The sequence below is a fragment of the Kitasatospora sp. NPDC001547 genome, from assembly GCF_042894165.1.
Taxonomy (GTDB): domain Bacteria; phylum Actinomycetota; class Actinomycetes; order Streptomycetales; family Streptomycetaceae; genus Kitasatospora.
The window spans coordinates 230,148-249,132 of record NZ_JBIAVL010000013.1 but is presented as its reverse complement, the minus strand read 5'-3'; the positions used below and the strand labels follow the sequence as shown (position 1 = coordinate 249,132).

Here is an 18,985-nt window from a genome sequence, read left to right as displayed (position 1 = left end):
CTCGCCAACTCCCGCACACGGAACGCCCGCACCGCCCACACGGGTCGACCCGGCTCGGCCCGGCTCGGCTCGGCTCGGCCCGGAACATCCGAGGACGCGCAACTCGAGATCCGCATGAACGGACTCGTGGGCAGCGGCCGGGCGTTGTCCGACGGGCCGAACGGCTCCGAGAGCGTCGGCACCATGCAGCCCCGGGCTCCCGTACGGCTCCGGACCGTTCCGGGGCCGCACAGGGCCGCCCGGTCCGACTCCGAAGGGGCGGGCTCAGACCGCCACGGGCGGGTCCACGGGCAGGCACTCGGCGAGCAGGCCGACGATGTCGCGCCAGGCCCGCTCGGCCTGCCGCGGGTGGTGGCCCACTCCGGGCAGCACGGCGTGGCCGACCGTCGGGTGGTGGAAGGCGTGCTGGGCCCCGCCGTAGACGACGAGGCGCCAGTCGACGCCCGCCGCCTGCATCTCGGCGGCGAAGGCGTCCCGCCGCTCGGCCGGCATGATCGGGTCCTCCGAGCCGACCCCGGCCCACACGGGGCACCGGATCCGCGCCGCCTCGCCCGGTCGGCCCGTGGTCAGGCCGTTGACCGTCCCGATCGCCCGCAGGTCGACACCGGCGCGCCCGAGTTCGACCGCGATCGCGCCGCCGGTGCCGTAGCCGATGGCGGCGATCCGCCCTGGGTCGGTCCGCGGCTCGGCGAGCAGCACGTCGAGCGCCGCCCGGCCGATGCCCCGCATCCGGTCGGGGTCGTCGAGCAGCGGCATCACCCGTGCCAGCATCTCCTGCGGGTCGGTGAACCAGTGGCCGCCGTGGAGGTCGAAGGCCAGTGCCACGTAACCCAGTTCGGCGAGCGCGTCGGCCCTCCGGCGCAGGACGTCGCTCAGGCCGGGCCCCTCGGGCCCGATCAGGACCGCGGGCCCGCGGCCGGCGCCGGCGGGGAGAGCCAGGTGCCCGATCATCGTCAGTCCGTCGGCCGGGTACTCGACCGTGCGCGTGGTAACCGTCGTCATGGGATCGGACTGTAGTGACCGCCTGGCCCCGTCCGGGCCGGACTTAGCCCTCGGCAGAGCGGGCGGCCGGTCCGCGGGCGAGGGCGGCGACCCGCGATACCCGTGACCCGTCCCCGGGGTCCTGGTGCCCTTGTCCGAGGGGAGATTCCGGACTTTTGGTCGTGGTTTTGGCCGATGTGGTTAAAGACCCGGCCAAATAAGCGAGTGACCCCTTGCCGATAATGTGATCACATGTGCAGGCACTGTGGCGTTGCGCGTCGCAGGGGAGGGAACGGCCCGCTTCACCGAGCGGGCCCCATCAACAGGAGTCGCACCATCAACACCGCCATCCGCAAGGCCGCCCGTGGGGCGATGCCCGTCGCCGTCACCGTCTCCGTGCTCGCCACCGGTCTCGCCGCCTGCGGCACCGTCGAGCAGCTGTCCGCCGCCCAGAAGGTGTCCAAGGCCTTCGACAAGGTCGGCAACGGCAAGTCGGCCGGCTTCACCCTCTCCATCGACGCCACCCCCGAGCAGGTGGCCGCGTTCGCCCGGAGCGGCAAGGGCAAGCACGGCAAGGGCCTGGTCGGCTCGGCCCGCGGCAACGGCCGCGAGATGGACGAGAAGGCCGCCAAGGCGATCTCCGGCCTCTCCGTCTCGGTCGCGGTCTCCGCCGACAAGCCGCTCAAGGACGTCGAGGCCTTCAAGAACGCCGGCAAGGCGGGCCGGAACACCGACCTGACGCTCGACAAGTCGGTGCGCGTCTCCTACCTGCTCGCCGACCGCAACGGGACCGCGCTGCTGGAGTACCGCCAGGTCGACGGCACCGGCTACCTGCACGCCGACGCCAAGGCCCTGGTGAAGCTGGTCGGCGAGGACCCGTCCGTGGTGGACGAGATGCGCGAGGACCTGCCCGAGAAGCTGAAGCCGGTCGGGGACGTGCTGGCCGGCAAGTGGGTCTCCTTCGACCTCCAGTCGCTCGCGGACAGGGCGAAGGAGTCCGACGGGAAGAAGGCCGCCCCGGGCGTCGACCCGGAGCTCGGCAACCAGCTGCTCAACTCGGTCAAGGACGTGCTCGGCCGCACCGTCACGTACGAGGACAAGGGCAAGAAGGACGGCACCGAGCACCTCTGGGTCAGCGCCCCGGCCCGCCAGCTGGTGGACGAGATGTACAAGGCCGTCAAGCCGCTGTCGACCAAGTTCCCGAAGCAGCTGGGCGGCTTCCCGGACCAGGCGCCGAGCGACGTGCCGGACCGCCGGATCGGCCTCGACCTCTACCTGAAGGGCGGCGCCTTCTCCTCGGCCACCTTCGACCTGGCCCAGCTGGCCGACAAGGTCGAGCCGGGCGTCAACTTCCCGGTGAAGCTGGCCTTCAACCAGGCGGCGCCGAACGTCCAGGCGCCGGGCGACGCCGTCAAGGTGACCGACGAGCAGCTGACGGACGCGGTGCTCGGCCTGGGCAGCGCGGGCACCGGGAACGCCTTCGGCCCCGAGGACACGGACGACGTCACGCTGGCGCCGCCGCTGACCGACGCCCAGATCAAGGAGCTCGCCGGCCTCGGCGTCACCGAGACCGAGGCGCGTGCCTTCAACCGGGCCGGCCTCACCTACGAGGACATCAAGGAGATCGCCCAGGAGGACACCCCGCCCCGGGCCTGACCCGCACCCGTGACCGGCCGACCGCGCGCGACGCGGTCGGCCGGTCGCGCGTTCCCGGCCCGCGCCGCCGTCCGCGCAGGCCGGCCTCCGTGGTCGGTCGTCGGTCAGTCGTTCCCGAGCGCCAGCTTGATGCCGAAGCCGACGAGTACCGTGCCGGTGACGGCGTCGATGGCCCGCTGCACCGAGCCGCGGTTCAGCCACCGGCGGACAAGGTGGGTGCCGAAGATCAGCGCGCTGAACCAGACCAGTCCCTCCAGGTCGTGCACGGCCGCCAGCACGACGCCCATCAGCAGGTGCGGGGCGCCGTCGGGGATGAACTGGGGCAGCATCGCCATGTAGAAGACGCCGTTCTTCGGGTTCAGCAGGCTGGTGCCCAGTCCGCGCGCCCAGGACCGTGCCCAGGTCGCCTCCGCGGTGGTGGCTCCCGCTCCGCCCGCCGCCTCCCCCGGCCCGGACCGGCCGCGCCCCTTGAGCGTCCGGAGGACCATGCCGATCCCCAGCCACGCCAGGTACCCGGCACCGGCCAGGCGCAGCACGTCGTACAGCAGGCGGGAGGCCGTGAGCACCGCGGTGGCACCGACCGCCGCGGCCACGCCCCACACCAGTACGCCGCAGAGGATCCCCAGCGCGGTCGCGAAGGCCCGGCGCCTGCCGAGGGTGATGGCGGAACGCAGCACCAGGGCGGTGTCCAGTCCCGGCATGACGGTGAGCATGCCGGCCACGACGGCGAAGGAGACGATGGCGGAGGAAACGGTCATGCGGCCATCCTGTAGCCGCGGCCTCGATCGCGTCCAACGCGGTCCGCTGCACCGCGCATCAGCGGGGCTGATGCCGCCGCTCGCCCGGCCGTGCGACGACCGGCCCGTCCTTCGTCGCGCGATTCGGCGATGACCGCCGTCGTCCGCCGCCGGGTGGGCCTCCGGCCTCGCCCGGCGGCGCCGGTGCGCCCGGTCCGGCCGTCAGGCGTGGGCGGCGGCGCACTCCGGGTGGCCCCAGGAGCCGCCGACCTTGGTGATCTTGTCGCCCTTGGCGTACGGACGGCTGCACGGGCAGGTGCCGGGGAAGCGGGCGTTCAGGGTGCGCGAGCCGCCGCTCCGCTTGGCGGCGCCGCCCGTGCCGGTGGCGGCGGGACGGGCGGCGCGCGCCTTGGGGGCCTTCGTGGCGGCGGCCGGGTCGGGCACCGGCAGGTCGGCGGCAGTGCCGGAGGCGTCCTGCTGGGTGCGGGCGGCGTCGCTGGCGGCCTTGTCGGCGATGGCGTTCAGCGGGTCGCCGTCCACCTGGTGGGCCGGCACGTACACGAAGGTGACGTCCCGGCCCTCCAGCAGGGCGTCGATCGCCTGGATCAGCTCCTGGTTGGCGACCGGCTTGCCGGCCGCCGTCTTCCAGCCGTTGCGCTTCCAGCCCTTGAGCCACTTGGTCACCGAGTCGCGGGTGTAGGTGCTGTCCAGCCGCACCTCCAGCGGGACCGCCGGGTCCGTCGAGGCCAGCAGCTGCCGCAGTGCCGTCAACTCGCCCACGTTGTTGGTGCTGTGCCCGAGCGCACCGGCCTGCCAGCGCTGGGGCGCCCCGGCGGCGTCCGCCACCACGTACGCCCAGCCCGCCGGGCCGGGGTTGCCCTTGGCTGCTCCGTCACACGCTGCAATGACTCGTTCGACCATGCCCCGATCATGCCTGGTCGGACGGCCCGGAGCCAAAGCCGCTCAGCCGCGCAGCAGGAGCAGCAGCAGCGCCGCCGACCAGCTGAAGTTGGTCGAGCTGCGCCCCTCGCCGGTCAGCGGGTCGTAGTTCTCCCGCACCGGGCCGTCCCCGGCCAGCCCGGCGGCGGTGGCGAGCAGTCGCTCGACCGTGCGCCGGGCGTCCTGCTCCCAGCCGTACCGGCGCAGGCCCTCGACGGCGAAGTAGGTCTGGTCGAGCCAGGCCAGGCCGCGCCAGTAGCCGGCCGGGTCGAAGGCGGCCGAGCTGCGGGCCACCGTCGGGAACGGCATGGCCGTGCCGAACTCCGCCGGGTCGAGCAGCAGCCGGCGGACGGTACGGGCCTGGGCGGCGGTGGCGGTGCCCGACCAGAGCGGAACGGCGCCCTCGATGCCGCGGCCCCGGGCGGTGAGCCGGGCGCCGGTGGCGAGGTCGGTGTCGTGGAACCAGCCGTCGGCCGGGTCGTACATGGTGTCGCGCACGGCGGCGTCGATCCGTTCGGCGCGGGCCCGCAGCCGTTCGGCGGCGGACCGGTCGCCCAGTTCGGCGGCGATCAGCGCCAGGTGGCGGTGGTCGGCGGCCAGGTAGGCGTTGAGGTCGACGGAGCGCTGGTCGAGCGACCAGCCGAGCAGGGTGCCGTCCGCGTCCCGGTTGGGGAGCACGGCGGCGGCGTCGAAGCGCGGGGCGTTGTCCATGCCGGACTCCCAGGCGGCCGCCTCCCGGCGGTCCTCGGCGGTGGCGTTGGCCGGGTCCACGGTGGCGCCGTACTCGCACAGGCCCTCGCCGAGGTGGTCCCGGGTGCGGTACCACCAGTCCTGGTAGGCGGTCAGTTTGGGCAGCAGCTCCCGCAGGAAGGCCCGGTCGCCGCCGCGCCGGTAGACCTCCCATACCGCCCAGGAGGCCAGCGGGGGCTTGGAGTTGCGCTCGTTCCAGTTGCCGCCGCCGGTGCCCGGGTCGTTGTAGAAGACGCAGTCGGGGACCATGCCGGCGTCCTGCGGGCGCCGGGGCGAGCCGATCGGGACCTGGTGGTCGAAGACCGCCCGGATCTGGTCGGCGGCCAGGCCGGGCGCGAACGCGGCGGTGCCGACGGCCTGTTTCCAGGTGTCCCAGGCCCAGACCCCGCTGAACCACTTGTAGGAGAGCGTGGGGGTGACGGCGTCGTGCCGGATCCGCCCGGCCGGGCTGCGCCAGTTGGTGACCAGGGTCTGCACGCACTTGACCGCGGTGCGGCGGCGGGCGGCCGGGACGCCCTCGGTGGCCCGGGTCAGGTACCCGTGCCAGCGGGCGGCGCCCTCCGCCGCGATCCGGTCGGGGGCGCGCAGCGCGGCCTCGGCCTCCTCCGCCGCCCGGGCGTGCTCGGCTTCGGTGAAGGTGTAGCTCTCGGTCCAGTCCAGGCTCCGGCTCTCCCCCGGTGCCAGCCGGAGCGGCTCGGCGAGTTCGGTGCGGTGGCCGTCGCCGTCGGCGCTCAGCACGACCCGGACGGGCCGCGCGTGGCGGACGGCGAAGCGCTCGGTGCCGTCGGTGAGGTAGTCCCAGGTCTGCCGGACCCTGGCGAAGCGCACCTCCACGCCCCGTTCGGCGGCGAGCAGTTCCGGCGCCTCGCGCTGCGGGCCGGTGGCCGGGCGCAGCAGCCGGCCGGTCCAGGCGACGGCCAGGGTCCGTACGGCCGGGCCGGTGTTGGCGAGCCGGGCCCGCAGCAGGGCGGTGCGGTTGCCGGCGAAGCGCAGTTCCAGGGTGAGGCCGAGGCCGCCGCCGAGGTCGTGGGTCAGCCGCAGCAGGTCGGGCAGCGAGGTGCCGCGCGCGGGCGCGCCGGCGGTGAGGTCGAGCGGGCGGCCCCGTTCGGTCAGTTCGAGACGGGTCAGGCCGTCGCTGAGCCACCAGGGGTACTCCTGGGCGAGGTACAGCGGGCCGGTGAAGCCGCCGGGCCGGTCTGCCGGGCGGGGCAGGGCGTAGGCGTGCCAGGCGCCGAGGTCGGCGAAGACGTTGATCGGGTTGTTGCCGCGGGCGTCGCCGGGGTAGGCCTGGGCGGGGGTGCCGTGGAGGTCGAGGACGTCGGCGTAGCGGTCGTCCGGCGGCCCGGCGGCCGGCAGCGGTTCCGCGGCCGGTACGGGTTCCGCGGCGTCGGCCGGGGCGGCGGCGAGGGTGCCGGCCGCGGCGAGGGCGGCGGAGCCGGCCAGGAAGTGGCGGCGGGTCAGCGGGTTCATGCGCGCTCCTGGGCGGCGGGGAGTCGGATGACGGCGGCGCCGAGCGGCGCGAGGGTGACGGCTCCGGCCGCCTCGGCGCCGGTGAGCAGGTCGGTACCGGTGAGCGGGGCCGTGCCGGGGAACGGGTCGGCCCCGGCGAGCGGGCCCGCGCCGGCGAGCGGGTCGCGGCCGGGCGCGCGAAGCGGGACGAGGCGCTCCTCCGGGCCGTGGTTGAGCAGGAAGAGGTAGCCGGTGCCGTCGGCGGCCACCCGGCAGGTGGCCTCGACGCCCCCGGGCAGGCCGGGCAGTTCGGCGCCCACCCCGGCCTCGGCGAGTGCCAGGTCGAGCACCGGCCCGAGGTCGGCGCCGAGGTGGCAGCTCAGGTACCAGGCGCTGCCGGCGCCCAGGCGGTTGCGGGTGACGGCCGGGAGGCCGGCCAGGGCGCCGGAGCCGTAGCGGGCGACGGTCTCGGCGGCCTCCGTCTCGATCCACTCGCTCCAGCGTTCGGCGTCCAGGCCCGTGCCGTTCAGGTCCACGGCGGTGGTCGCGCCGTCCGGGATCGGCCAGTGCTCGTCCACCACGATCCCGAGCAGGTCGCGCAGCGGCCCGGGGTGGCCGCCGGGGTGGATGTGGTCGTGCCGGTCGGCGATGCCGCTGAACGGGCCGCAGACCAGCCGGCCGCCGCCCCGCACGTACGCGGTGAGCCGTTCGGCGGTAGCGGTGTCGAGCAGGTAGAGGTTGGGCGCGAGCAGCAGCGGGTGGTCGTCGAACCCGGCGGTGGGCGGGACGAAGTCCACGGTGACGCCGCGCTCGTACAGCGCCGCGTACCAGGGGCGGAGCAGGTCCGGCCAGCGCATCCGGGCGGAGGGGTGGTCGTCCAGTTCCAGCGCCCACCAGCTGTCCCAGTCGAGCAGGACGGCGGCGCGCCCGCGCAGCCGGCTGCCGGCGACCTCGCCCAGCCGGCGCAGTTCGGCGCCGAGGCGGACGGTCTCCTGCCAGCCGCGCGAGGCGGTGCCCCGGTGCGGGAGCATCGCGCTGTGGAACTTCTCGGCTCCGGCCACCGAGGCGCGCCACTGGAAGTGCAGGACGCCGTCGGCGCCGCGGGCCAGCGCCTGGAGCGACCAGAGGCGGTAGCGGCCGGGGCCCTTGGGCAGGTTGACCGGGCGCCAGCTGACCGCGGAGGGGGCCTGTTCCATCAGCAGCCAGGGGCGGCCGCCCTTGAGCGAGCGCATCAGGTCGTAGTTCATCGCCGCGTTGACGTGGGCGCGCGGGTCGGCCGGGTCGGGGTAGGCGTCGTCGGAGACGAAGTCCTCGTGCCGGCTCCACTCCCAGTAGTCCAGCGCCTTGAGCATCGACATGAAGTTGGTGGTGACCGGGACGCCGGGCGAGACCTCGTCCAGGACGGCCTTCTCGGCGCGGTGCAGGGCGAGCAGCGCGTCCGAGCAGAACCGGCGCCAGTCCAGCAGCTGGGTGGGGTTGACCGGGCCCGGCGCGGTGCGCGGCGGCTCGATCTGGTCGAAGGAGTTGTAGTGCTGGGACCAGAAGGCGGTGCCCCAGGAACGGTTCAACTCCTCGATGCCGCCGTGGCGTTGGCGCAGCCAGCGGCGGAAGTCGGCGGCCGAGGCGGGGCAGAAGCACTCCTCGACGTGGTCGGCGTACTCGTTGTGGACGTGCCACAGGGCGAGCGCCGGGTGGTGCCGGTAGCGCTCGGCGAGCGCCCGGGTGAGCCGGACGGCGGCCTCCCGGTAGGCGGGCGAGGACGGGCAGTAGTGCTGGCGCGAGCCGAACTCCAGCCGTACCCCGTCGGCGGTGACCGGCAGCAGCTCGGGGTGGGCGCGGACCAGCCAGGCGGGTGGCGAGGCGGTGGCGGTGGCCAGGTCGACGGCGATGCCGTGCCGGTGCACGAGGTCGAGCAGCCGGTCCAGCCAGCCGAAGTCCCAGCTGTGGGCGTCGGGTTGGAGGCGGGCCCAGGAGAAGATGCCGACGGTGACCAGGTTGACCCCGGCCTCGGCCATCAGCTTCACGTCCTCGGCCCACACCCGCTCGGGCCACTGCTCGGGGTTCCAGTCCCCGCCGTACAGCAGGCCGGGCACCCTGGTCAGGCGGTCCGTGGCCGTCGCTCCGTCAGGCGCCGCTTCGTCACGCGTTCCGGCAGCGCGCATCGCCCTGTCAGGCGTTCCTTCAGCGCTCATCGCTTCGTCACTCATCCCTTCAGGGCTCCGCCGAGCAGGCCGGCCACGAACTGCCGCTGGAAGACCAGGAAGAGCACCATCAGCGGCAGGGTGGCCAGGAAGGAGCCCAGCATCAGGCCGGAGTAGTCGACGTGGGAAAGCCCGGTCAGCGTGTTGAGCGCCACCGGCACGGTGTACCTGTCCTCGGTGTTGAGCATCAGCAGCGGCCAGATGAAGCTGTTCCACTGGCCCATGAACGTGAAGATCACCAGTGCGCCCAACTGCGGCCGCACGCACGGCAGGACGACCCGGCAGAAGGTGCGCAGCTCCCCGGAGCCGTCGATCCGGGCGGACTCCAGCAGCTCGTCGGGGAAGTCCAGGAAGCCCTGGCGCATCAGCAGGATGCCGAAGGAGTTGGCCAGGAACGGCACGATCACGGCCTGGTAGCTGTCGATCCAGCCGAGGCTGGCCATCATCTGGAACAGCGGGACCAGCAGCACCTGCAGGGGGATCATCATGGTGGCCAGCACCAGGCCGAGCAGCAGTCCGCGGCCGCGGAAGCGGTACTTGGCCAGCCCGTAGCCGCACATCGCGGAGAGCAGCGAGCTGAGCGCGGTGTAGACGACGGCGATCCCGAGGCTGTTGAGCAGCACCCGGCCGAAGCCGATGGTCTCCTGGAGGTGCACCAGGTTGCGCAGCAGGTTGCCGCCGGGCAGGAACGGCGGTGGGGAGTGGAACAGTTCGGAGCTGCTGTGGGTGCTGGCGACGAGCATCCAGGCGAAGGGCAGCAGGCTGAGCACGGCGCCGAGGACGAGGACGGCGAGGACGGCGGTCCGGCCGAGCCGGGCGGGCAGCGGGGTGCGGGCGGGCGCGCCGGGCGGCGGGGTGCGGGCGACCCGGGCCGACAGCGGAGCGCGGCCGGGCGCGCCGGGCGGTGGGGTGCTGCTCATCGGCGCCTTTCCCTTCCGTAGAGCCGGAACTGGAGCAGCGAGACCGCCGCGATGACCAGCACAACCACCCAGGCAATGGCGGCCGCGTAGCCGAAGTCAAGCTGCTGGAAGCCGACCTTGTAGAGGTAGACGACCGGGGTGAGCGTGGCGTCGCCGGGGCCGCCGCGGGTCAGCACGTAGTTCTCGTCGAAGAGTTGGAGGGTGCCGATGGTGGAGGTGATGACGCAGAACAGCACCACCGGGCGCAGCTGCGGCAGCACGACGCCGGTGTAGGTGCGCACGGCGCCGGCGCCGTCGAGGGCGGCGGCCTCGTACTGGTCGCGGCCGATGGCGTGCAGTCCGGCCAGCAGGATGACGGCGTTGTAGCCGGTCCAGCGCCAGGTGACCGAGCCGATCAGCGAGATCCTGGCCCAGGTGGGCGAGTTGAGCCAGTCGACCGGGCCGAGGCCGAGCGCCTGGAGGACCTGGTTGGCGAGGCCGCCGTCGGTGCGCAGCAGGACCTGGAAGACCACGGCGTAGGCGACCAGGGTGGTGATCGCGGGCAGGAAGAACACCGCCCGCCAGCCGGCCCGGAACCGCAGCCAGGACTGGTTGAGCAGGACGGCCAGCACCAGGGCGAGGCCGGTCATCACGGGCACCTGGACGGCCAGGATCATGCCGGTGTTGACCAGGGAGTGCAGGAACGCGGGGTCGTTCAGCATCCGCCGGTACTGGTCCAGGCCGACCCAGACGTCGGCGCCGTCGCGGCGGGCGGTGAAGCTCTGGTAGAGGCTGGCGCCGAGCGGGTAGGCGAAGAAGGCGACGAAGAGCGCGGTGGTGGGCCCGGCGAACAGCCAGGCGGCGGTGCGTGGGGAGCGTCGGCGGCGGGCGGGGGCGGCCCGGGTCGGGGCCGCCGGCTTGCGCGGGGTCACCGGAGGGCTGGTCATCGGTTCCGCCCCTACCCGACTGTTCGGCGGCCGGTCGCGGTGGCGATCTGGCGGGCGGCGGAGCGCAGTACGGTGCCCGGGTCGGCGCCGTTGTGCAGCACCTGGTTGACGGCGGTGGTGACGATGTCGGCGGCCTTGGCGTCGTCGGCGGTGAGCTCGACGGTGGGGATGGAGCGGGTGAGCCCGGCGAACAGCCGCATGGCGGACTGGCCGTCGTAGTAGGGGGCGGGCTGCTGGAAGTAGGGGTCGTCCAGGGCGGGGAGGTAGGCGGGGAAGAGGCCTTCGTGGCGCATCATCGAGGCCTGGTTGGCCTTGTCGGCGAGCAGGAAGGAGACGAAGGCCCAGGCCGTCTCGGGGTTCCCGCTCTGCGCGGGGACGCACAGGGCGGAGCCGCCGCTGTTGGAGGTGCGGGTGCCGCCGGAGGTGAAGGCGGGGAGCGGGACGACGCCGAACTTCCCGCCGAGGTCGGCCATTTCGGCGGTGAGGGTGCCGTCCCACCAGGCGGCGGTGGGGGTGGTGGCGGCCTTGCCGTCATGGGTGGCGGAGACCAGTCCGTCCCAGCCGTTCTCGAAGTCGACCAGGTCGCGGTCGACGAGCTGTTTGAGCAGGGTGAGCGCGCGTTCGGCGGCGGGGGTGGCGACGGCCACCTTGCCGTCCGTGAACCAGCGCTGGCCCTGTTGCTGGAGCAGCATGGCGAAGAGGCTGTCCTGCTTGGCGTCCAGGACGAGCAGCTTCCTGCCGGTGGCGGCCTTGAGGGCGGTGCCGGCGGTGACGTAGTCGTCCCAGGTGCCGAGGCCCGTCGGGTCGATGCCGGCCTGCTCGAACAGGTCTCGCCGGTAGAACAGGGCGCACGGACCGCTGTCCCAGGGCAGGGCGAAGACCCGGCCCTCGGCGTCCGAGACGGCGCGCCAGGAGGCCTCGGCGTACTGGGGCCTGAGGCCGGCGGCTCGGCCGGTGAGGTCGACCAGGGCGTTCGGGAAGTTGCCGAGGTAGGCGGGCAGCCGGTGGCCCTCGACGGTGAGGACGTCGGGCAGTCCGCTGCCGGCGCCGAGGCCGACGGCGATCTTGTCGTAGGCGTTGTCGTAGCCGATGTCGACCACTTCGACGGTGGTGCCGGGGTGGGCCTGTTCGAAGTCCCTGCCGAGCCGCCGCATGGCCTTGGCGGCGACGTCCCAGGACCAGATGACGACCTTGCCGGTGGGCGTGCTGCCCGGGCCGGCGGTGAGCTGCTTGGCTCCGGTGCCGCCGGCCCCGCCGGTCGCGCAGCCGGCGGCGCCGGTCAACAGCAGTGCGCCGCCCGCGAGTCCGGCGGAGAGGATCCGGCGCCGCGCCGGACGTGGTGGTGATCCGCCCTGGTCGTGGGCGAGTTGGGGATGTTCTCGGTGCCGGGTTCGTGCGGACATCTTGCCTCCCGACTGGTGAATGCCGAATGCTGTATACAGAACTCAGCATTCACAAACCCGTCAAGGCTTGTGACTGAAATCGCGGAAGGTGCCAGGATGAGCACACGCGCCCCCCGAACCCACCCGTACATCCCCAACTCCGCCCCGCAGGTGCGCAAAGCGATGCTGGCGGCGATCGGCGCCCAGGACGTCGAGGAGTTCTACGCCGACATCCCCGCCGCCCTCCGGCTGGACCGCCCGCTGCGGCTGCCCGAGCCCCTGGAGTCCGAGGCCCGGCTGGTCGCGCACATGGAGGAACTGCTCTCCCGCAACACCGCCGTGCCGCCGGGCCGCAGCTTCCTCGGCGCCGGCTGCTACCGCCACCACGTCCCCGCCGTGGTGGACGAGATCGTCAACCGCAGCGAGTTCCTCACCGCCTACGCGGGCGAACCGTACGAGGACCACGGCCGCTTCCAGGCGCTGTGGGAGTACCAGTCGCTGATGGCCGAGCTGCTGGCCGTCGAGGTCGTCAACGTGCCGACGTACGACGGCTTCCAGGCCGCCGCGACCGCGCTGCGGATGGCCGGACGGGCCACCGGGCGGCGCCGGCTGGTGCTGGTCGGCGCGATCGACCCGGACCGGCTCTCCCGGATCCGCGACTACGTCCGGGGCGTCCACGAACTGGTGCCCGTCCCGGCCGATCCCGCCGCCGTCCGGGCCGCGCTGGAGCGGGGCGACGCGGCCGCGGTCTACGCCCAACTGACCGACCACCGCGGGCGGGTGGACCCGGAACTGCCGCGGTACGTCGAACTCGCCCACCGGGCGGGGGCGCTGGCGGTGGTCCACGTCAACCCGCTCAGCCTCGGCGTGCTCACCCCGCCCGCCGAACTCGGCGCCGACCTCACCTGCGGCGACCTCCAGCCACTCGGCATCCACCCGAGCTTCGGCGGCGGCAACGCCGGCTTCATCGGCAGCCCGGACGACGAGCGGCTGGTCGCCGAGTACCCGAGCCGGCTGTTCGGCCTCACCCCCACCGACGTCCCCGGCGAGTACGGCTTCGGCGACGTCGCGTACGAGCGCACCTCCTTCGCGCTGCGTGAGGAGGGCAAGGAGTGGGTCGGCACCGCCGCCGCCCTGCACGGCATCGCCGCCGGGGTCTACCTCGCGCTGATGGGACCGCACGGCATGCGCGAGATCGGCACGACGATCCTCGCCAACACCGAGTACGCCCGCCGGCGCCTGGCCCGCGTCCCCGGCGTGGAACCGGCGGACCCGGAGGCCGTGCACTTCGCCGACTTCACCGTCCGCTACACCGGCGAGCGCGGCGCCGCCGAGATCGCCGGCGCGCTGCTCGCCCTCGGCCTGCACGGCGGCACCCCGGCCGGGCCGCACGAGGGCCGGTACTGCGTGACCGAACTGCACACCCGGGCCGACATCGACCGCCTCGCCGACGCGCTTGAGGAGATCGTGAAGTGACGAATCGTCAGGAGAACAGCCGGCCGGTGGACCCGCGGATCGCCGCCAAACCCGCGCTGCGCCGCTTCCACCAGGCCCGCTGGGACGAGAAGCTGATCTTCGAGCTGGGCACCCCCGGCGAGCGCGGCGTCCTGCCCCCGCTGCCCGAGCCCGCCGTCACCGCCGCCGTCGGCGACCCGGCCGCGCGGCTGCCCGCCGCCCTGCGCCGCGGCACACCGCCCGCCCTGCCCGAACTCGGCCAGCAACAGGTGCTCCGGCACTACCTGCGGCTCTCCCAGGAGAACCTCGGCGCCGACCTCAACGTGGACGTCGGCCAGGGCACCTGCACCATGAAGTACAGCCCCAAGGTCAACGACGCCTTCGTCCGCGACCCCCGGATCGCGGCCCTGCACCCGGCGCAGGACGCCTCCACCGTCCAGGGCGTGCTCGAACTCGTCCACCGGCTGGAGCAGGCGCTCAAGGAGGTCTCCGGCATGGACCGGGTCAGCCTCCAGCCCGGCGCGGGCTCGGCGGCGATCTGGACCAACGTCTCGGTGATCCGCGCGTACCACGCCGCGCGCGGCGAACTGGAGCAGCGCGACGAGGTCGTCACCACCGCCTTCTCCCACCCCTCCAACGCCGCCTGCGCGAGGACCGCCGGCTTCCGGGTGGTCACCCTGCACCCGGACGCCGACGGCTACCCCGACATCGAGGCGCTGCGCGCCGCCGTCGGCCCGCGCACCGCCGCCCTCCTGATCACCAACCCCGAGGACACCGGCATCTACAACCCCCGGATCGCCGAGTTCGTCCGGATCGTCCACGAGGCCGGCGGCCTGTGCGCCTACGACCAGGCCAACGCCAACGGCATCCTCGGCATCACCCGGGCCCGCGAGGCCGGCTTCGACCTGTGCCACTTCAACCTGCACAAGACCTTCTCCACCCCGCACGCCTGCGGCGGCCCGGCGGCCGGCGCCTGCGGCGTCACCGCCGAGCTGGCGCCCCACCTGCCGCGCCCCACCGTCGAGTTCGACGGCGAACGGTACTTCCTGGACGACGACCGGCCGGACTCGGTCGGCAAGATCCGCCCCTACCTGGGCGTCGTGCCGAACCTGGTGCGCGCCTACGCCTGGATCACCGCGCTGGGCGCCGAGGGGCTGCGCGCGGCCGCCGAGACCGCCGTCCTCAACAACAACTACCTGCTGCACCACGTACGGCGGATCCGCGGCGTCTCCGTCCCGTACGCCGAGGGCCGCCCCCGGGTCGAGCAGGTCCGCTACAGCTGGCAGCGGCTCAACGAGGACACCGGCCTGCACAGCGAGGACCTCGGCTACCGCGCCGCCGACTTCGGCACCCACTACTGGACCAGCCACCACCCCTACGTCGTCCCCGAGCCGATGACCCTGGAGCCCACCGAGTCCTACTCCCGGGCCGACCTGGACGAGTACGCGGCGATCCTGGCCGAGGTCGCCCGCGAGGCGTACGAGGACCCGGAGACCGTCCGCACCGCGCCGCACAACTCCACCGTGCACCGGATCCGGCACGAACCGCTGGACGACCCGGCGCTCTGGGCGGTCAGCTGGCGCGCCTACCGCCGCAAGGTCCTGGGCGAGCGGCCGTGACGTCCGCCCCGGGCGCCCGGATCGGGCTCGTGGTCAACCCGGTCGCCGGGCTCGGCGGCCGGGTCGGCCTCAAGGGCAGCGACGGCGCCGACGTCCAGCGGCGGGCCCTGGCACTCGGGGCCGCCCCGCAGGCCGTCGCCCGGGCCGCGCTGACGCTGCGCGGCCTGCCCGGCGTGGAGCTGGTCACCGCCGACGGCCCGATGGGCGCCGACTCCGCCCGGGCGGCCGGCCGGCCCGCGCGGGTCGTCCATCGGCCCGCCGGGGCGGCGACCACCGCCGCCGACACCCGCGCGGTGGTGCGCGCCCTGGTCGCGGCCGGCGCCGGACTGCTGCTGTTCTGCGGCGGCGACGGCACCGCCCGCGACGTGCTGGAGGCGCTCGGGCCCGAGCCCCGGCTGCCCGTGCTGGGCATCCCGGCCGGGGTCAAGATGCACTCCGCGGTGTTCGCCGTCCACCCCCGGGCCGCCGCCGAGGTCGCGGCGGCCTGGGCGGCCGGCCGGGGCGTGCGCCTGACGGCCGCCGAGGTGGTCGACCGGGACGAGGCCGCGCTGCGGGCCGGCCTGGTCTCCGCCCGGCTGTACGGCCGGCTGACCGTCCCGGTGCTGCCCGCCCGGGTGCAGCAGCGCAAGACCGGCAGCTCCGGGCCCGACCCGGGGACCCCGGCCGGTCTCGCCGCCGAGGTCGCCGAACGGGTCGGCCCCGGCGGGCTGCTGGTCCTCGGGCCCGGCAGCACCACCCACGCGGTGGCCACCGCGCTCGGTGCGCCGGACACCAGCCTGACCGGCGTCGACCTGCTGCGGCTCGGCCCCGCCGGTGCCGCGCGGGCAGGAGTCCGGCCCCGGGCCCCCGGCCCGGGCCACGCCGACGGCCTCGCCCCCGCCGCCCGGGTGCTGGTCCGCGACGCCCGGGCCGACCAGCTGCGCGCCCTGCCCACCACCCCCTACATCGCCCTCTCCCCGATCGGCGGCCAGGGCTTCCTGCTCGGCCGCGGCAACCAGCAGCTCACCCCCGAACTGCTGCGCGCCGCGGGCCGGGAGAGGCTGCTGGTGCTCGCCACCGAGGCGAAGCTCGCCGCCCTGGCGGGGCGCCCGCTGCTGCTGGACACCGGCGACCCCGACCTGGACGACGCCCTCGCCGGCCACGTCCGGGTGATCACCGGCCGCCGCTCCGGCGCCGTCTACCGCCTCTCCGCCTGACTCCGACGCCCCACTCCCCCAGGCCAGTTGAAGGAGCCTCCCATGATCGACCTGCACGGCAAGCGCGCGATCGTCACCGGCGCCGCCTCCGGCATCGGCCGGGCCACCGCCGCCCTGCTCGCCGAACTCGGCGCGGCCGTCGTCCTCCTCGACGTCGACGCCGAGCGCGGCGAAGCGGCCGCCGAGGAGACCGGCGGCACCTTCGTCCGCTGCGACGTCTCCCGCCGCGCCGACTGCGAGCGGGCCGTACGCACCGCCGTGGAGCGACTCGGCGGCGTGGACGTGCTGTTCAACAACGCGGGCATCATCCGCCGCTCCACCGTCACCGAGATCAGCGACGAGGACTGGGACCTGGTGATGGCCGTCAACGTCCGCTCGATCATGCTGGTCAGCGGGCTGGTGGTGCCGCTGATGGCCGCGGACGGCGGCGGCAGCATCGTCAACACCGGCTCCGGCTGGGGCATCAAGGGCGGGGGCCGGGCCGTCTCCTACTGCGCCTCCAAGGGCGCCGTGGTCAACATGACCCGGGCGATGGCCATCGACCACGGCCCGGACAACATCCGGGTCAACTGCGTCTGCCCGGGCGACACCGACACCGGCATGCTCGCCGAGGAGGCCCGCCAGCTCGGCGAGAGCCCGGACGCCTTCTACACCGACGCCGCCGACCGGCCGCTCGGCCGGATCGGCCAACCCCGGGACATCGCCCGGACCGTGGCGTTCCTGGCCAGCGACGCCGCCGCCTTCGTCAGCGGCGCGGTCATCGCCGTGGACGGCGCCGGCACCGCCTGACCCGCACCCCCGTACCCGGCCCCGGGCGCCTGACCGCCGACGCCGGTCGCCCGGCCGGTACGCTACCGACCGAGAACGAAAGGAAAGCCCGATGGCGATCGAGCGGCGTCCGCTGCGCGAGCAGGTGAAGGACGAACTCCTGGAGCAGCTCGGCCGCGGCCGGTTCACCCCCGGCGAGTCGATCAACGAGGTCCAGCTCGCCGAGGAACTTGGCGTCAGCCGGACCCCCCTGCGCGAGGCCCTGATCAGCCTGGAACGCGAGGGCATCATCACCAGCGAGCGCGGCAAGGGCTTCCGCTTCGCGCCCACCGGCAAACAGGAGTTCCTCGACCTCACCGCGATCGTGATCGCCCTGGAGTCGCTGGCCCTGCGCACCTCCGACCCCGCGCACCTCGCCGAGATCGCCCCCCGGCTGCTCGCCGAGGCCCGCGCCTTCTCCGCCCCGCAGGCCCCGCACGGCACGATAGAACGCTACGACGACGCCTGGCACGCCCTGCTGCTCTCCGGCTGCGCCAACGCCCGGCTGCGCGAGATGATCGACTCGCTGAAGCTCACCCTGCACCGCTACGAGCGGGTGGTGGTCGGCGACCACGAGATCCTGGAACGCGCCGCAGAGGAGCACGAGCGGATCGCCCAGTGCCTGCTGGACGGCGACATCGACCAGGCCGTCACCGCGCTGGAGGCCAACTGGACCAGCGGCATGGAGCGCATCCTGGACCGGCTGCCCCCGGTCGCCGCCCGCTGAACGACGCGGCCGTGACGGTCTCCGAGCCGGCCCGTCGGCGCCGGCTCCGCCCGGCCGACGGGCCGGCGGTGTGCCGTCCGCCGGTCGGGCGTGGCGTCAGGCGGGCCAGCGCAGCACCGCGCCGAGTCCACCCGGCGGGCCGGGGACGGTCTCCGGGACGAGCACGGCCTCGGCCGCGCAGGCCGTGGCGGCGCGCAGCAGGGCGTCGGCGGCGGGGGCCTGCACCGGGTGGCGGACGCCCATGCGCCGCAGGTCGGCCCGGTCGACGCCGAGGTGCTCGGGCTCGGGCCCGGTCCACACCGGGCGCTCCGGGTCGTGGCCGCCGGCCTGCAGGAGCAGCGCGGCAAGCTGGTGCTGCCGGGCGGCGCTCACCACGGCGGGGATGCCCTGGGCGGCCGGGCCGGGCGCGGTCTCGGTGCCGTCGCCGTCGGTACGGTGTCCGCCGGGGCGGCCGACGCCGGTGCGGAAGGCGTCCAGCAGCTCGGCCACGTGCCGGCCGCGGTGGTCGGCCCAGGCCTCGGCGAGGCGCCGGTCGAAGGCGCCTCCGGCGGGTTCGCCGTCCAACTCGACGGTCACGTCCTGGAGTTGCGGGGGGAGCCGGTCGTGGACGGCCCGGCGCTCCCGGGTGCCGCCGGTGAGCACCAGCAGGTGGGCGCCGCTGTGCGGCCAGCTCCGGGCGAGGTGCTCGGCGACGATCCCGGCGGTGCGCTCCCAGGTGTCCTCGACCCGGTGCCGGTAGTGCCACTCGTAGCGGTCGGCGGGTGGGGCGCGGTGCCCCCGGCCCTGCCACTGCGGACCCTCGACGGTACCCAGCGGCTCCCCGCGACCGAGTTCGTAGCGCCGCAGGTCGGCCCCGGTGCGGTCGACGGCGGCGACCAGGCAGGCGGGCACCGCGTCGTCCAGCAGGCCGAGCAGCGGGCCGGTGTGCGGCAGCGGGGCCCAGGTGGCGGCGACGTCGGGCGGGGAGTCGGCGAGCGGCACGTCCAGCACGACCTCGCCGTCGGCGGCGAACAGCGCCCGGCCGGGCGGGGACCCGGCGGCGGGCATCCCGGCCAGGTGCTCGCGGACGGCCGTGCAGGTCGGCCCGTCTGCGCCGGCGTCGGCCAGTCGCTGGACGGCGGCGCGGTCGATCAGCGCCCGCCGCCGGGCGGCGTCCTCGGTGGCGCGGGAGGTGTCGAGGTAAACCGAGGCCCAGGGGCTGGTCCGGTCGAGCAGCGGGGTGAGGAAGGCGAGGTCCATG

The 18,985-nt window shown here is 74.6% G+C and carries 15 protein-coding genes; 6 read left to right on the top strand and 9 right to left on the bottom strand.

Annotated features, from left to right (window positions below; all coding sequences use genetic code 11):
• Positions 1–264: 264 nt before the first annotated feature.
• Positions 265–1,002 carry a dienelactone hydrolase family protein gene (locus ACFY0X_RS24175; protein WP_387757427.1) on the bottom strand — a complete coding sequence of 246 codons (738 nt, stop codon included), beginning with the start codon at positions 1,000–1,002 and terminating at the stop codon, positions 265–267.
• A gap of 351 nt (positions 1,003–1,353) precedes the next feature.
• Between ACFY0X_RS24175 and ACFY0X_RS24170 the strand changes: the two genes are divergently transcribed.
• Complete coding sequence (locus ACFY0X_RS24170) at positions 1,354–2,637, top strand: hypothetical protein (protein ID WP_387757425.1); 1,284 nt, start codon at positions 1,354–1,356, stop codon at positions 2,635–2,637.
• 104 nt (positions 2,638–2,741) lie between these two features.
• On the opposite strand, the gene ACFY0X_RS24165 is transcribed toward ACFY0X_RS24170, so the two are convergent.
• The 7 genes from ACFY0X_RS24165 to ACFY0X_RS24135 all read right to left on the bottom strand — a co-directional run bounded on the left by ACFY0X_RS24165 (position 2,742) and on the right by ACFY0X_RS24135 (position 11,962).
• Positions 2,742–3,395: a LysE family translocator gene (locus tag ACFY0X_RS24165; RefSeq protein ID WP_387757424.1), complete on the bottom strand. Its 654-nt coding sequence runs from the start codon at positions 3,393–3,395 to the stop codon at positions 2,742–2,744.
• Positions 3,396–3,596: 201 nt separating this feature from the next.
• Positions 3,597–4,295 carry a ribonuclease H gene (locus ACFY0X_RS24160; RefSeq protein WP_387757422.1) on the bottom strand — a complete coding sequence of 233 codons (699 nt, stop codon included), beginning with the start codon at positions 4,293–4,295 and terminating at the stop codon, positions 3,597–3,599.
• Positions 4,296–4,337: 42 nt separating this feature from the next.
• On the bottom strand, positions 4,338–6,533 hold the full coding sequence (locus ACFY0X_RS24155; protein ID WP_387757420.1) for a trehalase family glycosidase: 2,196 nt from the start codon (positions 6,531–6,533) through the stop codon (positions 4,338–4,340).
• Entirely contained in the window at positions 6,530–8,605 is a 2,076-nt protein-coding gene (locus ACFY0X_RS24150) for a beta-galactosidase (protein WP_387757418.1), read from the bottom strand. The genes ACFY0X_RS24155 and ACFY0X_RS24150 overlap by 4 nt, the downstream gene beginning before the upstream one ends.
• A gap of 110 nt (positions 8,606–8,715) precedes the next feature.
• A complete protein-coding gene (locus tag ACFY0X_RS24145) occupies positions 8,716–9,633 on the bottom strand; it encodes a carbohydrate ABC transporter permease (protein WP_387757416.1) in 918 nt (305 codons plus the stop codon).
• Positions 9,630–10,559 (bottom strand): carbohydrate ABC transporter permease, encoded by a 930-nt coding sequence (locus ACFY0X_RS24140; RefSeq protein WP_387757415.1) that lies wholly within the window; start codon positions 10,557–10,559, stop codon positions 9,630–9,632. Before ACFY0X_RS24140 ends, ACFY0X_RS24145 begins: the two co-directional genes overlap by 4 nt.
• A gap of 11 nt (positions 10,560–10,570) precedes the next feature.
• Positions 10,571–11,962, bottom strand: a complete 1,392-nt coding sequence (locus tag ACFY0X_RS24135; RefSeq protein ID WP_387757413.1) for an ABC transporter substrate-binding protein — start codon at positions 11,960–11,962, stop codon at positions 10,571–10,573.
• A gap of 96 nt (positions 11,963–12,058) precedes the next feature.
• Here ACFY0X_RS24135 and gcvPA point away from each other — a divergent pair, with 96 nt between their 5' ends.
• The 5 genes from gcvPA to ACFY0X_RS24110 all read left to right on the top strand — a co-directional run bounded on the left by gcvPA (position 12,059) and on the right by ACFY0X_RS24110 (position 17,745).
• Positions 12,059–13,417, top strand: a complete 1,359-nt coding sequence (gene gcvPA, locus ACFY0X_RS24130) for an aminomethyl-transferring glycine dehydrogenase subunit GcvPA (RefSeq protein WP_387757411.1) — start codon at positions 12,059–12,061, stop codon at positions 13,415–13,417.
• Complete coding sequence (gene gcvPB, locus ACFY0X_RS24125; protein ID WP_387757410.1) at positions 13,414–15,015, top strand: aminomethyl-transferring glycine dehydrogenase subunit GcvPB; 1,602 nt, start codon at positions 13,414–13,416, stop codon at positions 15,013–15,015. Before gcvPA ends, gcvPB begins: the two co-directional genes overlap by 4 nt.
• Positions 15,012–16,211 (top strand): ATP-NAD kinase family protein, encoded by a 1,200-nt coding sequence (locus ACFY0X_RS24120; protein WP_387757409.1) that lies wholly within the window; start codon positions 15,012–15,014, stop codon positions 16,209–16,211. The genes gcvPB and ACFY0X_RS24120 overlap by 4 nt, the downstream gene beginning before the upstream one ends.
• Positions 16,212–16,253: 42 nt before the next feature.
• Positions 16,254–17,000: an SDR family NAD(P)-dependent oxidoreductase gene (locus tag ACFY0X_RS24115; RefSeq protein WP_387757407.1), complete on the top strand. Its 747-nt coding sequence runs from the start codon at positions 16,254–16,256 to the stop codon at positions 16,998–17,000.
• Between the two features lie 91 nt (positions 17,001–17,091).
• Positions 17,092–17,745, top strand: coding sequence for a GntR family transcriptional regulator (locus ACFY0X_RS24110; protein ID WP_387757406.1), 654 nt, complete (start codon positions 17,092–17,094; stop codon positions 17,743–17,745).
• Between the two features lie 96 nt (positions 17,746–17,841).
• Here ACFY0X_RS24110 and ACFY0X_RS24105 read toward each other — a convergent pair whose 3' ends face one another.
• On the bottom strand, positions 17,842–18,984 hold the full coding sequence (locus ACFY0X_RS24105) for a hypothetical protein (protein WP_387757404.1): 1,143 nt from the start codon (positions 18,982–18,984) through the stop codon (positions 17,842–17,844).
• Position 18,985 lies beyond the last annotated feature (1 nt).

What these genes read in the sequence shown, in the direction of transcription:
- ACFY0X_RS24175 (WP_387757427.1), bottom strand. Translation starts at nt 1,002, where the DNA reads ATGACGACGGTTACCACGCGCACGGTCGAGTACCCGGCCGACGGACTG.
- ACFY0X_RS24170 (WP_387757425.1), top strand. Translation starts at nt 1,354, where the DNA reads ATGCCCGTCGCCGTCACCGTCTCCGTGCTCGCCACCGGTCTCGCCGCC.
- ACFY0X_RS24165 (WP_387757424.1), bottom strand. Translation starts at nt 3,395, where the DNA reads ATGACCGTTTCCTCCGCCATCGTCTCCTTCGCCGTCGTGGCCGGCATG.
- ACFY0X_RS24160 (WP_387757422.1), bottom strand. Translation starts at nt 4,295, where the DNA reads ATGGTCGAACGAGTCATTGCAGCGTGTGACGGAGCAGCCAAGGGCAAC.
- ACFY0X_RS24155 (WP_387757420.1), bottom strand. Translation starts at nt 6,533, where the DNA reads ATGAACCCGCTGACCCGCCGCCACTTCCTGGCCGGCTCCGCCGCCCTC.
- ACFY0X_RS24145 (WP_387757416.1), bottom strand. Translation starts at nt 9,633, where the DNA reads ATGAGCAGCACCCCACCGCCCGGCGCGCCCGGCCGCGCTCCGCTGTCG.
- ACFY0X_RS24140 (WP_387757415.1), bottom strand. Translation starts at nt 10,559, where the DNA reads ATGACCAGCCCTCCGGTGACCCCGCGCAAGCCGGCGGCCCCGACCCGG.
- ACFY0X_RS24135 (WP_387757413.1), bottom strand. Translation starts at nt 11,962, where the DNA reads ATGTCCGCACGAACCCGGCACCGAGAACATCCCCAACTCGCCCACGAC.
- gcvPA (WP_387757411.1), top strand. Translation starts at nt 12,059, where the DNA reads ATGAGCACACGCGCCCCCCGAACCCACCCGTACATCCCCAACTCCGCC.
- ACFY0X_RS24115 (WP_387757407.1), top strand. Translation starts at nt 16,254, where the DNA reads ATGATCGACCTGCACGGCAAGCGCGCGATCGTCACCGGCGCCGCCTCC.
- ACFY0X_RS24110 (WP_387757406.1), top strand. Translation starts at nt 17,092, where the DNA reads ATGGCGATCGAGCGGCGTCCGCTGCGCGAGCAGGTGAAGGACGAACTC.
- ACFY0X_RS24105 (WP_387757404.1), bottom strand. Translation starts at nt 18,984, where the DNA reads ATGGACCTCGCCTTCCTCACCCCGCTGCTCGACCGGACCAGCCCCTGG.